Raw genomic sequence first — 13589 nt, forward strand, 5'->3', positions numbered from 1 at the left:
CAGATGTGGGGATGTGCGGCACGCACGTGCGAAGCCGCTGCTTCGCTAGTGCACCATGTCTACTGTATCCGCTAGCGCTTGCGCCGCAGAAAGGAAGGCATCGTTTTCTTCCGGCAGCCCAACCGTGGCGCGCAGCAGGCCCGGTACCCCGTTATCCCGAATCAAAACGTCGCGGTCCAGGAACTGCTGCCACACCACATGCGGGTCCGTAAAGCGGCCAAAGCACACGAAGTTCGACTCGCTAGGTACCACGTAATACCCCAGCTCACGCAGGCGTTCCACCACGCGGTCCCGCTCGGCGGAGAGCTTCGCCACGGTGCGCAGGGTATCTTCCTTGTGCTCGAGCGCCACGATAGCGGCGGCCTGGGTGAGCACCGAGAGGTGATACGGCAGGCGCACCAGCATGACGGCCTCTACGAACGCCGGGTCCGCCACGAAGTAGCCCAGGCGCGCGCCTGCGAAGTCGAAGGCCTTCGACATCGTGCGGGATACCACCAGCTGTGTGGGGTACTTCTCCAGCAGCGTGGTGGCGGACGGGGAGGCGGAAAATTCCATGTAGGCCTCGTCCACGATGACGATGCCCGGCGCGGCTTGAACTATCTTTTCCACCAGCTCCAGCTGGGTAACGTCCCCCGTGGGGTTGTTCGGCGTGGTGATGAAAATGACGTCCGGGCGGTGCTCTGCCACGGCAGCCAGCGCAGCATCTTCATCGATGCGGAAGTCCGCATCGCGCGGGCAGGCGAGAAATTCGGTCTGCGTTCCGGCGCTGAGAATGGGGTGCATGGAATAGCTCGGCGTAAACCCCAGCGCCGTGCGCCCCGGGCCGCCGAAGGCCTGGAGCAGCTGCTGGAGCACCTCGTTTGAGCCGTTGGCTGCCCACACATTATCCGCGGTGACCGGCACTCCGGTCTGGTCCGTCACGTAGCTGGCAAGGGCGGTGCGCAGTGCCACGGCGTCGCGCTCCGGGTAGCGGTTAAGCTCACGCGCGTGCTTCTCCACAGCCTTGACGAGGTCCGCCACCAGCGCCTCCGACGGCGGGTAGGGATTTTCGTTGGTGTTGAGCTGGTTGGTCACGGTGAGCTGGGGAGCGCCGTAGGCGCTGCGCCCGCGCAGCTCCTCCCGCAGCGGCAGTTGATTCAGGTCAGTCACGGACTATGCCTCCTTGGTTGAACGAGCGCCGGTGAAGCGGGCCGCGATGGCCTCGCCGTGCGCGGGCAGCGCCTCAGCCTTGGCGAACGCAATGACGTTGTCCGCCACCTCCCCCAGCGCGACGCGGTCGTACTCAATGATGTTGACTGGGCGCAGGAACGTGTGGGTGGATAGCCCCGCGCTAAACCGCGCGGTCCCAGAGGTCGGCAGCACGTGGTTCGAGCCGGCCGTGTAGTCCCCGAGCGGGACCGGCGAGTAGTCACCGACGAAGATGGCCCCAGCATGGCGGATGCGCTCGGCCACCGCGCGGGCATCGACGGTGTGCACCTCGAGGTGCTCGGCGGCGTAGGCGTCCGCCACGGCGATGGCGGCATCGATATCGTCGACAAGCACGATGCCCGATTGCTCCCCGCGCAGCGCCTCCGCGGCCCGTTCAGCGTTGGCGGTGGCTGTGTAGCGCTGCTCCACTTCGGCGTCGACCGCCTGCACCAACTGCGGCGAGGCCGTGATGAGCACCGAGGCCGCCATTGGATCGTGCTCCGCCTGGGAAATCAGGTCCAAGGCCACGAATACGGGGTCCGCGGAGTCGTCCGCAATGACGGCAATCTCCGTCGGCCCGGCCTCGGCGTCCGTGCCCACTACGCCGCGCACTGCGCGCTTGGCGGCGGCCACGAAGACGTTTCCCGGCCCAGTGATCATGTCTACCGGGTCCAGTGCCTCCTCCCCGGTGGCAGGCGCATCGTCGCCGTAGGCCAGCAGCGCAATGGCCTGCGCCCCGCCGACGGCCCACACTTCATCGACGCCTAGGATGTGACAGGTGGCCAAGACCGTCGGGTGCGGCAGTCCCCCGAATTCCTTCTGCGGGGGCGACGCCACCACCATCGCTTCCGCGCCCGCCTCCTGGGCGGGTACGGCGTTCATGATGACCGAGGATGGGTAGACCGCCTTACCGCCGGGCACGTAGAGGCCTACGCGCTCAATGGGGCGAAAGACCTCGGTCACCGTGGCGCCCGGGGCAAGCGAGGTGGTGTGCGCAGCCGGCTTTTGATCCGCATGCACCGCGCGCACCCGAGCAATGGATTCCTCAATGGCCGCGCGCACCGTGGGATCAAGCTCCGCGGCGGCCTTTTCCACATCCTTAGAGCTCACGCGCATCGCTGCAGGGCGCACTCCGTCGAAGCGCTGTCCGTAGTCCAGCGCCGCTGCCACCCCTCCCGTGCGCACCTGCTCAACCAGCGGGGTCACGGTCCCCATCACGGAGGACACGTCGGTGCCGCCGCGCGGCAGCACGCGCCGCAAGCGGGACGTGCTGAGGGTCTGCCCCCGCAGGTCAATGGTCTGTAGCATGCTGTAGGCCCCTTCGGTTCGAGTCTTCCACACTATTTCTTCACACTGTGTATATTATGCGCGATATCCTATAACAATCATTACCATATCCGCGCCAAAAAGCCAGCGAGCCCCACGGTACAGGCTATAGAATGGGCAATTACTGATACATTCACGCACCAACGGACGGTGTAGAGAGGCGGCGAGATGTATAACGACGCCGACGGCCAGCACACCCCACAGCATCCCGCTCTGCTCCACCGCGTGGAACAGCTAGCCCTCCGTGAGGACTTCGACTGCCTCCGGGTTACCGATCAGGAACTGGTCCTTCCCCACCCGCCGCTCGGGGAAACGCGCATCCGGATAGACAGCGAAGGTGACTCCATTCTGCGGCTGTGCACCACGCACTACCGCGCCCTGGGTTTCGGGGAAATTCCGGAGCTCAGTGAGTTTGTCAACGACTGGAACCACGATTGCCTCTCGCCCCAGCTCGTGCTCGATTACGACCACCCCACCGCGGTGAAGGTGTGGGGCCATTCCTTCTTCGTGGTGCACAACGAGCCGGATACCGCGCAGCTTGCCGCGGCAACCCTGCCGGCGCTCTACAACGCGGAAGCGTACCTAGAAGAGCTCGCCGCGCACTTCCCTGGGCTGCGCCACCAGCGCCCCGCCCCGTTGCCCGGCAGCCTCGACGAGCCGGAAGACACGGCATCCGGCAGCACCGCGGAGGCTGAGGAGGCCGAGGATCCGGTGCGCGAAGTCAGCATTTCCCGCCTCAAGGACATGCTCCCCTCCCTGGGAATCAGCCGCTTTCAGGCAGAGTCCGAGGACGCCATCTTCGCCTGGATCAACGACGTCCTGTTTGCCTTCGCCCTCGATTCTGGGCCCAGCCTCATCATCAAGGGCCACTGGGACCCCAACCTGGAGGGCAGCGACTTCTCCAAGATCTTTCTCATCTGTAACGACTGGAACCGCGCCAACGGCTCAGCCTCGGCGTACTGTCACTCCAACGTGGATGGGCTCCAGGTCCGCGTGGACTACGTGGTGATGACGGGCGCCGGGCTTTCCGACGTCCAACTGGTCTCCGCCCTCGGACGCAGCCTCAAGCACATCCTCCACGGCATCGACGACATCTCCCACGATGCCGTCGGCTCCTCCCCCGTCGCGTGGCCCTGAGTCCCCCTCTCTGGCTCAGGCCTGAGCCTAGGCCTTAGGCCACGATCCGATAGTCACCGGCCTTCGCCAGCGCCTCATTCATCACGTCCACCGAGGGCTCGACGTCCGCTTTGTGCTTGACCACCAGCTGTGCGTGTTCGGCATCGGTGATCTCAAACGTGGCCTGGCCCAGACCGTGGGAAGCGAAGATGTCATACAGGGACTGCAGGGCCTTGCGCACGTCATTGTCATCCTTGACGCCGCTGACCTGAAAGTAGCTAGAAACAATCGACATGTCGGTTAGTGTACTCGGCTACCCTTAAGGTCTTTTAGATGCGCCCGTTGAAGGCCTGCAGGGCCGAATCCTCACGGGTGCCTCCGCGTCCGTCGCCGTAGTCGGCATAGTCATGAATCCAGGCGATCTTGGACACCCACTTCACCGCCTTGTAGCCGTGGTTGGACTCCACACGCGCGCGCACCGGCGCGCCGAGGTGCACCTCGAGCGGCTGGCCGTTGCGGTTAATTGCCAGGATGGATTGCTCCTCCGAGGCAGTAGCAACGTCGAAGCACGCGTAGAAAGGCTCACGCGGGCGATTGTCGTACATCTTCTGGGCCAAGCCATAGGATTCGATCATCACGTAGTTAGCACCTTCGGGGCGCGGGCCGAGGAGCCCAAGGACGTCGACAAGCGCCGGTCCCTCCCACCTGGATGTGGCCGACCAGCCCTGCATGCAGGTATGGGTGGCCACGTAAGAACGCTGCGGCAGTGCCTTGAGCTCTTCCAGGGTGACCACGCGGGAGGCTCCCGTCACCTCATCCGCCACGGTGATTTCATAGCCCTCGAAGTTCTTGTCATGGAACGCGGTCCACTCCGGGGATTCCTCCGGGGTCGGCGGCAGGCCGTTGGTCCAGTGGAACTGGGAAATGTCCTTGTCCGTGTAGGCGTTCTTGGACTGCTTCACCGGGTGCATCCAGTTAAGGAAGAGCTTGCGTCCAATCTCCGTGATGCTCGTGGTAAGCCGCTGCGCACGCGCACGGTCCGCCAGGGACCAGTAGGACAGGCCAATCCAGAAGGCAATGACGACGCCGATGGTGATCACGATCGTGGTAAAGGCCTGGGCGTAGCGCTCCGGGGTGACATCACCAAAGACCATGTGCACCATGTTGTGCTCGCGGTGCACGAAGAAAACCAAGAAGACGTGGATGATGATAAACACGCACATGAACACCATGCCGATAAAGTGCAGGGACCGCGCTCCCTGGTGACCGCCCCACAGCTTGACGTACCACGGGAAGCGAACACGCACGGCAGGAGCCATTGCCACGCCGGTGAGCATCATGAACGGAGCAAGGAAGAAGATGACGCCGAAGTACGCCAGCTGCTGCAGCGAGTCATAGGGGTCGAAGTGCTCCAGCGCCGGGGTCCGGAAGCTGAGGTAGGTCAGCAGGCTGTCCCACGCCTCCGGGATGATGTCCCAGGAGGTCGGCACAATGCGCTGCCACAGGCCCGTGGCGAAGAGCAGCGTGACGTAGACCAGACCGTTGAGAACCCATAGCATTACTGAGACGCCGTGCCAGTGGCGGCCCAGGCCGATGTTTTCGCGGCCCGGCAGGGTCAAAAGCGGCGAGGCGGACAGCTCATCCATGAGCGAGGTGTAGACACCCTCTTCTTTCGGCAGCTCACGCTTGGTGAACTTGAGCCATTCCTTGCCGGGCGCACAATCGTTGCTCCACCACAGGCGCGGCATGGAGCTGAGCATTTCCCAACCGGAGCGCAGCAGCAGGCCCATGAGGATGAAGTTGATGAGGTGGCTGGCGCGCAGCCACAAGGGGTAATCGGGGTTTTCGCCGAGGGCGAGGACGAGGTCCATATCAGGGGTCTCCTCTAGGAACGATACGAGAGATTTAACCCCTATTTTCCTTATTTATTCGCCCCCGTCCAGCTTTTCGTTGACGCAAACTCCGGGACGTCCACGAACACTGCGGCCCAGTAGCTGAACATAGCCATAAATGGCGCCACCAGCCACGCAATGTGGGGAGCAAACTTGGGTACAAACTCCACGACGTCCCCCGGGCGCTCCGGCGAGCTGGTGGCGGTGACCCCACCAAAGACGTAGAACGCCGCAGCACCCGCTACGCCGGCCACCCCCACCCAGAGGAGCACTCCTACGCCGCGGTAGGCAACACCTCGCAGGTAGGCCACCGCTCCCAGCACCATGCCCAGCACGCCCGTGCACACGGCAAAGGTAATGAAGGAATCGAACTGCACGTTGGCCACAGTGTCTACCGCGTAACCGCCGTCCACCCGGTGCCCGGTAATGGCTGGTCGCCACAGGCCCCACAGCGCACCGGCGGCCGAAAACAGGAGCAGTGCTAACGCGAGCAACCCCGCGCCAAAGCCAATGGCGCGGGGTATGCGGGGTAATCTCAGATGAGACACAAAGAGAAACCGAAGGTACTAGCCGCAGAAGGTCCAGTTTCCGTTCTCGCGCTTGAAGCGCATGGTGGAGCTGTCAACGCCCTTGTTGGTGTTGACGTTCACGGTGGCGGAAGCGTCATCACCGTTGACTACCACGTCGTTGATGGACTCCACGCCGGTCTGGTCCCAGTTGAAGTCCTCCATCCCGGCGTCGCCCTGGCCGGACGCGGCAACCATGTCACGCAGCTGGTTGATCGGGATATCCGGGACCTGGTTGTAGTCAATGTTGTTCAGGCCACTCTCCGGGTTGTTGCGAACCTCGGCGCAGGCGTGATCCGGGAGGTACTTAATGAACTGGCGCATCGTGGTCGTGTCGTACAGACCGCGGACCAGGTTATTGATGCCGTCGACGTCTTCCTGGCTTGCGGCCTCACCCTGGACCGGCTCCGCCTTCGGCATGTCCTTGAACGGGTCACCGCCGTTCTCGAACGGGTTGGTCACGCTCTCCGGGGCTGCGCCCTCAGCCTGGGGCTGCTCGCCCTCCTGCTGCGGCTCCTCGCCTTCCTTATTGGCGTCGTCCTTGTTCTCCTCGGACTTGCCCTTGTCTTCATCCTTCTTGTCCTTAGATTCGGACGGGGCGGAAGTCTCTTCGCTAGCCTTCGTAGTCGTCATGGTCTTCACGGCGGAGGAAGCATCAGAAACCGTGTCCTCACCGTCAGAGTTGCAGGCGGTCAGAGCCAGAGGCGCGACCAGCGCAACAGCAACGAGGGACTTCTTGGCAGGTGTCAGAAAAGACAAGGGATAACTCCTAAAATTCATGTCAGAGAGCGCGAAATTACGCCGCCATTTCCCCGCAACGCCTGTGAAACTCTCACCGGTTTCAGCCGTGCGAAGGCAGCGAATACTCTTGGGCACTTCGACCTATTTTAACAAGCGCTGGTTGAGGAATGCATAGCGGGGACCTTGAAGATTCCTGTGAACCCCAGCTGCGGTAGGCCGCGTACAGTACAACATTGTGCACCTTTCCCGCAACACTATAGTTTCCACGGCGCTCGACTTGTTGACGGCCTACGGGCTGGCCGATGTGACCATGCGCCGCGTCGCCACCACCCTCGGCGTCGCCCCCGGCGCGTTGTATTGGCACGTGGCCAACAAGCAGGCCCTCATCGCCGCTATGGCCGCGCAGATTCTTTCGCCCGTCGCCGGAGACACCCCCGCTCAGTTGGCCAGCTCCCTCCACACGGAGCTGGCGCGCTGGCGCGATGGGGCCGAGGTGGCCATCGCCGGTTCCGCCTACCCGGAAGCAACCACCCGCACGGAACTCGAGGACCTGTTTACCGCGGCCCTGCGCCGATCCGTGCCTGATGCCACGCCGGACAGCATCGGCGTGGCCGCCCGCACTCTCATTCATTACGTTTTGGGCGCCGCCTTCATGGAGCAGTCGCGCGCGCAGCTCAGCACTGCAGCGCAGGCAGACGCCGCGCCCTCCACCGCCGCGCCGGAGGTCGACGCTGCCGCGCGGCGCGCTGCGGAACTCGTGGTGGCGGGGTTGCGCACCCTGTAGGCCGATGCAGCTGACTAGATTTGGCTAAGCTAAGCCTCATGACTGAGACCCGCGCGAACGCATCCTATTCTCGCCAGGTGTGGCCTGGTTCCGCCTCCCCACTTGGCTCCACCTTCGATGGTGCCGGCACGAACTTTGCAATTTTTTCCGAGGCGGCCGACAAGGTCGAGCTCTGCCTCATTGACCAAGACGGCACCGAAGAGCGCGTCGAGCTCACCGAAGTCACCGCCCACGTGTGGCACGCCTACCTACCCAACGTCACCCCGGGCCAGCGCTACGGCTTCCGCATCCACGGCCCGTACGAGCCCGAAAAAGGCCTGCGCTGCAATCCGTCCAAGCTGCTCGTGGACCCGTACGCGCGCGCCTTCGACGGTGACTTTGACGGCGATGCTTCCCTGTACTCCTACGATATCTTCGCCGATGAGCCCGGCACCGGGCGCAATGAGGATGACTCGTTGGGCCACACCATGCTCTCTGTGGTCATCAACCCCTTCTTCGAGTGGCACGGCGACAACCGCCCGCACACCCCGGTCAATGAGACCATCATCTACGAAGCCCACGTCAAGGGCATGACGATGACCCACCCCGATGTCCCGGAGGAGCTGCGCGGCACCTACGCCGGCATGGCGCATCCGGCCATCATTAACTACTTCAAGGACCTCGGGGTTACCGCCGTGGAGCTGCTGCCGGTCCACCAGTTCCTCCAGGATGACCGCCTGCGCCAGCTGGGCCTGCGCAACTACTGGGGCTACAACACCTTCGGTTTCTTCGCCCCGAACTCCGATTATGCCTACGCCAAGAAGCCGGGCGAGGCGGTGGCGGAGTTCAAGGCCATGGTGCGCGCTTTCCACGAAGCCGGTATCGAGATCATCCTCGACGTGGTCTACAACCACACCGCCGAAGGCAACCACATGGGCCCCACCATCGCCTTCCGTGGCATTGATAATCACGCCTACTACCGCTTGGTGGATGACAACCCCGAGCACTACATGGACTACACCGGCACCGGCAACTCCCTCAACGTTCGCCACCCGCACTCGCTGCAGCTCATCATGGATTCGCTGCGCTACTGGGTGACTGAGATGCGCGTCGATGGCTTCCGCTTCGATCTGGCCTCTACCCTGGCGCGCGAGCTTGACGACGTGGATAAGCTGGCCACCTTCTTCGACTTGGTCCAGCAGGATCCGGTGGTGTCCAAGGTCAAGCTCATCGCGGAACCCTGGGACGTGGGCCACAATGGCTACCAAGTGGGCAATTTCCCACCGATCTGGAGCGAGTGGAACGGCAAGTACCGCGACACCGTGCGCGACTTCTGGCGCGGGGAGCCGGCAAAGATGGGCGAGTTCGCCTCCCGCCTGACCGGCTCGTCCGATCTCTACGCCAACAATGGCCGCCGCCCCACCGCGTCCATCAATTTCATTACGGCGCATGATGGTTTCACGCTACGGGATTTGGTGTCCTACAACGACAAGCACAACGAGGCCAACGGCGAGGACAACCGCGATGGCGAATCCCACAACCGCTCGTGGAACCACGGCGTGGAGGGCCCGACCGACGACGAAGAGATCAAGAAGCTCCGCCGCCGTCAAGTCCGCAACTTCCTCACCACCCTGCTGCTGTCCCAGGGCACGCCGATGATCTGCCACGGCGACGAGATGGGCCGCACCCAAAACGGCAACAACAACGTCTACTGCCAGGACAATGAGCTCTCCTGGATCGATTGGTCGTTGCTGGAGGAAGAGAAGAGCGCTGCCATGCACGGCTTCACCAAGCGCCTGATCAACATCCGCCGCAACCACCCGGTTTTCCGCCGTGAGCGCTTCCTGGCCGGCGGCCCGTTCGGCTCCGATGTCAAGGAGCGTGACATCGCGTGGCTGGTTCCCTCGGGCAAACTCATGACCCCGGAGGACTGGGACTTCGAGTTCGGCAAGGCCCTCATGGTCTACCTCAACGGCAATGCCATTACGGAGACCACTGCCCGCGGTGAGCGCATCACGGATGATTCCTTCATCATGATCTTCAACGCTCACCATGAGGACATCGAGTTCACCCTCCCCACGAAGGACCTCGGAGCCAGCTGGCGCCTTATCGTCGATACGGCCGATTCCGGCGGCTACCCGGAGGAGGAGAAGCTCATTGACGCCGAAGGTACGATCGTGGTTCAGCCGCGCTCGACGTTGATTCTGCGCCAGACCGAGCCGCCGGTCTTCGAAGACGCGGCTGAAAACTAGCGCCCACCGGCTAGTCTCCTGACTAGCCACCCGCCCTTCCCTCTAGAAAGGATTCCGTGTCCTACACTGCCCACGGTGTCGTCGTCGACGTCACCGCCGATTCCCTGGTTCTCCGCCGCTCCCTCCTCGCGGCCTCCTTGGGCGCTGCCGCCCACGAGGACATTCCCCTCGCCGGGGCGCGCGAGGTGGACTACACCGCGCCGACGGCAACTGGCTTCGGTCAGGTAGTGATGCACGGGGAGCAGGAGGTCACGCTTCGCTTTGCCCCGGGGCAGGACGCGAAGGGCTGTGCCGATGCCATCGCCGCGGCCCTGCGCGGTGAGGCGCCTGCCGCACGCGCCGGTGTCTCTGGGCTCAACTTCACCGCCGTCGACGTGGAGACTGCCAACGACAACTGGGGTTCTGTCTGCCAGATCGGTGCCGTGCGCTTCCGCGACGGCGAGGAGACTGAGGCCCGCACGTGGCTGTGCACTCCCCCGCCGGGCCTGGAGCACTTCGACGAGATCAACGTGAAGATTCACGGCATCACCGCTGATGACGTGGCCGATGCCTCGCCGTTTGCCGATGCCGCCGCGGAGCTCTTCGAGTTCTTGGGAAGCGACGTGCTCGTGGCCCACAACGCGCAATTCGACTCCACCGCGCTACGCTCCGGTCTGCGCACGGCCGAGGCCCCTGTCCCAGACGTGCGTCTGGCCTGTTCGCTGGCGCTCGCGCGCGATGCCTCCCGGGCCGGGGTTATCGACGTGGCTAACCACAAGCTACCCACCGTCGCCGCCTACGTCGGCGCGGACGATTTCCACCATCACGACGCTACTGCCGACGCCCGTGCGGCCGGCGAAATCATCTCCGGGTTGGCGCGCCGATTTTCCTATTCCGGTTCCGTCGAGGACCTCTTTACCTCCCGCGAGTTTGCCCTCGGCACGCTCAGCGAAGAGTCCGTCATCCCCGTACTGCGGGCCAACACCGCCCCACTGTCCGCCGCCGACCTCGGTGCCGGAACGGATTTTCGGGACAAGACTCGCATGGCGGGCGCATCTGCGTCTGGCTCAACCACATCTGCCGGACCGGGCTCCGGTAATGGCCGCTCCACCGGCGGTGCGACGTCAGGTGGCAACGACCGCCGAGGACCTGCCCCGTGGCAATCAGTCTCCACGCCTGACACCATCCCGGATCCCAACCCCGATGCCGATCCGGAAGGCGCACTGTATGGCCAACACGTCACCTTGACCGGTGACTTCGAGCCCTTTGACAAGGGGCTGCTGTGGTCCAAGATCGCAGAACGCGGCGGCCAGGTGGGCAAGAACGTGACGAAGAAGACCACCATCCTCGTCGTGGGCCAGTGGGCGACGAAGACCTCCAAGGAAAAGCGCGCCGAAGAGCTGCAAGGCAAAGGTCAGGACATTGCCATCTGGCCGTCGGAGAAGCTGCTCGCAGAACTCCAGCTCGACGAGGCACCACCTTTCTAAACTTCGCGTTCACGGCGCCAAGGAAACTTTTCCAGGGGGCGGGAACCGCACGGCCAGCTGCGCAGTCCAATAAGGGTACGAATCTCATTTAGTTCCACTCTTTTGGAGTCCTGCCATGACCGTTGCCGTATCCGCCCCACTGTCCGCCTCACCGCTCCAGACGGAAAATCTCCTTCCTTCGCTGTGCCCCAGCGAGGAGCTGAACGGGGTGAAGCTCTGCGACGATGGGTTTTCTGACTCGCCCGCGAGCATCCAGCTATCGCGCACGTTATCCATGGCCATGCTCCATAGCGAAGGCTCCGCTGTCACCAGAATTAGCCGCCGCAGCCTCGATGACATGGGGCTCACCGTGCGCCGCGCCTGGGATGCCGCGGCGATCAACCTGCAGCGCCGGGCGCTGACGGACCAGGGACTGCGCTTCTTTACTCGCCCCGCCGATCACAGCCTCCAGAACGCACCGGGTTGTCTCGAGGTCCGCGCCCACCGCAGCCTGGCATCGTCGTGGCTAGCGCACCCACAGACCTTTACGCTGCTGGACAACCACCTACTCCGAATTACACACGGCCAGCAGATCACTTATCTGGTCCCAGACGCACACACGCTCTATGCCTTGGTCGATGTGTCCGTGCAGCAGGCCACGGAACTCGCGTGCCGCGCGAACGAACTGCGCCCACGGCATCGGCCCACGCTGAGCCTGCAACCGCTAGTATTGGCTAACGGCTTTCCCGTGGAGGTCTAGCCCTCTTCACTCCTCCTCGGCCGCCGTCACTGTCACTTCCGCTGACGAAAGGAGTCGTGTTCGCACCCATGGCTGAGTCCCCCATGTCACGCCTGAGCAACCAATACCACTCCTGGGTTCGCACGCATCCGACGGCGGCGCAAGACTTCCGCGACGGAATCGAGGACCTGCTCAACGACGCCGGCATTATCTTCGACCGCGTGGCCACCCGCGTGAAGCAGTGGCCTTCGCTCAAGGCCAAGGCGAAGAAGCGCACCGCCAGCGGCGAGCTCATGTACCCCGCCCCCTGGGAGGACATTCATGATGTCCTCGGCGTGCGCATCAACGTCTTCCACTCCACGGTCATCCCGGAAACCATTGCCGTACTGGGTGAAACCTTCACGGTCGTACGCTCGGTGGACAAGGCTGCGGAAACCCGCATTTCCGGCGGATTCGGCTACGGCTCCCATCACCTAGTCCTCACGGTCACGGAAGACAGCGCCGCGGCGCTGGAGGAGCTAGCACCGTACGTCGGCTGGACCTTCGAGGTACAAATCCGCACCGTCCTCCAGCATGCCTGGGCGGAGTTTGAGCACGATATTCGCTACAAGCAAGGCCCCAATCCGCCCTCCCCGCAGGTGGATCGCCTTTTCACATTGGCCGCGGGTCTCATTGAGCTAGCGGATCAGCAGTTCGATGAAATCGCGGCACTCAAGGCGCCCCGCGCGGAGACCGACGAGGATATCGAGCTCACTGCGGAAACTCTGCCGGGCGTACTGGCCATCATTCTGGGAAACCGCTTCCCACGCTCACGCTCGGAGCACTACCGCTTCCTTTCTGAGCTGCTAGAAAGCAACGGCATTACCCGCTTGAGCCAGCTCAAGAAACTCCTGGATGATGACGCCATTGCCCACGTGCATGACGCGATGCGCTACCGCTTCCGCCCGGGTCAGGTCAGGCTTATCGACGACTTGTTGCTCAACAAGTTCGGCTCCCAGCACATCAACGCAACCTCTGCTGCTGGTGACCGACCCGACCGCAAGCGCCGCTTGAACGCGCGCCTCAAGGCGCTAAAGAACTTCCGCAACAGTTAGTCCACTAACTCGCTCACAGTTTCTGACTCCAGTTCTGCCCTGATGGGCTCACTGGTAAAAACGAAATACCTTCTAGCGGAAGCCGCCGCGGAACTTATCCATCTGCCGGCGCTCCTTCTTCGTGGGACGGCCGGTGCCCCGGGCGCGGACGGGGACCGAGGGGAGAAATTCCTTCGGCGGTGGTGGCGGCGCGTGATCGATGTAGCAGGTCCGCGCCACGGGCGCGCCCACGCGCTTAGACACGGTGGCGAGCACCTCAAGGTCATGTTCGTGGTGGTTGCGCCAGACGCGGACGCGGTCGCCGGGGACCACCTGCTGGGCAGGCTTGGTAGCGCTGCCGTTGAGCTTAACGTGCCCGGCGCGCACTGCGGTGGCGGCCTCCGAGCGGGTCTTGAACATGCGCACGGACCATACCCAGGCATCGATGCGTACTGGGTGCCCGTCAGGCTGGTTGACCATGGGGCTTT

Annotated in this window: 13 protein-coding genes; 6 read left to right on the forward strand and 7 right to left on the reverse strand. The window is 63.5% G+C overall.

The annotated features are described in order from the left end of the window. Positions 1 to 45 precede the first annotated feature (45 nt). Together ACKFR8_RS04530 and hisD are read right to left on the reverse strand one after the other, a co-directional pair. The gene (locus ACKFR8_RS04530; protein ID WP_306506723.1) at positions 46 to 1149 is read right to left on the reverse strand and encodes a histidinol-phosphate transaminase; all 1104 of its coding nucleotides are present in this window, start codon (positions 1147 to 1149) and stop codon (positions 46 to 48) included. A gap of 3 nt (positions 1150 to 1152) precedes the next feature. After that, positions 1153 to 2496, reverse strand: a complete 1344-nt coding sequence (gene hisD / locus ACKFR8_RS04535; RefSeq protein WP_306506722.1) for a histidinol dehydrogenase — start codon at positions 2494 to 2496, stop codon at positions 1153 to 1155. A gap of 186 nt (positions 2497 to 2682) precedes the next feature. Here hisD and ACKFR8_RS04540 point away from each other — a divergent pair, with 186 nt between their 5' ends. Beyond that, positions 2683 to 3651 (forward strand): YbjN domain-containing protein, encoded by a 969-nt coding sequence (locus ACKFR8_RS04540; RefSeq protein WP_296131303.1) that lies wholly within the window; start codon positions 2683 to 2685, stop codon positions 3649 to 3651. A gap of 34 nt (positions 3652 to 3685) precedes the next feature. Here ACKFR8_RS04540 and ACKFR8_RS04545 read toward each other — a convergent pair whose 3' ends face one another. The 4 genes from ACKFR8_RS04545 to ACKFR8_RS04560 are packed head-to-tail and all read right to left on the reverse strand — an operon-like array spanning position 3686 to position 6847. Beyond that, the gene (locus ACKFR8_RS04545; RefSeq protein ID WP_296131301.1) at positions 3686 to 3925 is read right to left on the reverse strand and encodes a hypothetical protein; all 240 of its coding nucleotides are present in this window, start codon (positions 3923 to 3925) and stop codon (positions 3686 to 3688) included. 34 nt (positions 3926 to 3959) lie between these two features. Further along, entirely contained in the window at positions 3960 to 5501 is a 1542-nt protein-coding gene (locus tag ACKFR8_RS04550) for a molybdopterin-dependent oxidoreductase (RefSeq protein ID WP_408930693.1), read from the reverse strand. A gap of 50 nt (positions 5502 to 5551) precedes the next feature. Further along, positions 5552 to 6070 (reverse strand): hypothetical protein, encoded by a 519-nt coding sequence (locus ACKFR8_RS04555; RefSeq protein WP_408930694.1) that lies wholly within the window; start codon positions 6068 to 6070, stop codon positions 5552 to 5554. Between the two features lie 18 nt (positions 6071 to 6088). Continuing rightward, a complete protein-coding gene (locus ACKFR8_RS04560; RefSeq protein ID WP_408930695.1) occupies positions 6089 to 6847 on the reverse strand; it encodes a hypothetical protein in 759 nt (252 codons plus the stop codon). Between the two features lie 217 nt (positions 6848 to 7064). On the opposite strand from ACKFR8_RS04560, the gene ACKFR8_RS04565 reads away from it, so the two are divergent. The 5 genes from ACKFR8_RS04565 (at position 7065) to ACKFR8_RS04585 (ending at position 13122) form a co-directional block, all read left to right on the forward strand. Further along, positions 7065 to 7613 carry a TetR family transcriptional regulator gene (locus ACKFR8_RS04565; RefSeq protein ID WP_408930696.1) on the forward strand — a complete coding sequence of 183 codons (549 nt, stop codon included), beginning with the start codon at positions 7065 to 7067 and terminating at the stop codon, positions 7611 to 7613. A 38-nt stretch (positions 7614 to 7651) separates the two neighbouring features. Next, on the forward strand, positions 7652 to 9844 hold the full coding sequence (glgX, locus tag ACKFR8_RS04570; protein WP_408930697.1) for a glycogen debranching protein GlgX: 2193 nt from the start codon (positions 7652 to 7654) through the stop codon (positions 9842 to 9844). A gap of 56 nt (positions 9845 to 9900) precedes the next feature. Beyond that, positions 9901 to 11310, forward strand: a complete 1410-nt coding sequence (locus ACKFR8_RS04575) for an exonuclease domain-containing protein (protein WP_296131286.1) — start codon at positions 9901 to 9903, stop codon at positions 11308 to 11310. A 115-nt stretch (positions 11311 to 11425) separates the two neighbouring features. Then, a complete protein-coding gene (locus tag ACKFR8_RS04580) occupies positions 11426 to 12049 on the forward strand; it encodes a hypothetical protein (protein ID WP_408930698.1) in 624 nt (207 codons plus the stop codon). Between the two features lie 68 nt (positions 12050 to 12117). Further along, positions 12118 to 13122 carry a GTP pyrophosphokinase gene (locus ACKFR8_RS04585; protein ID WP_408930699.1) on the forward strand — a complete coding sequence of 335 codons (1005 nt, stop codon included), beginning with the start codon at positions 12118 to 12120 and terminating at the stop codon, positions 13120 to 13122. Positions 13123 to 13194: 72 nt separating this feature from the next. Here ACKFR8_RS04585 and ACKFR8_RS04590 read toward each other — a convergent pair whose 3' ends face one another. Further along, entirely contained in the window at positions 13195 to 13581 is a 387-nt protein-coding gene (locus ACKFR8_RS04590) for an RNA-binding S4 domain-containing protein (RefSeq protein ID WP_296131279.1), read from the reverse strand. Between the last annotated feature and the right edge of the window lie 8 nt (positions 13582 to 13589).

Source organism: Corynebacterium axilliensis (genome assembly GCF_046097495.1).
GTDB lineage: Bacteria > Actinomycetota > Actinomycetes > Mycobacteriales > Mycobacteriaceae > Corynebacterium.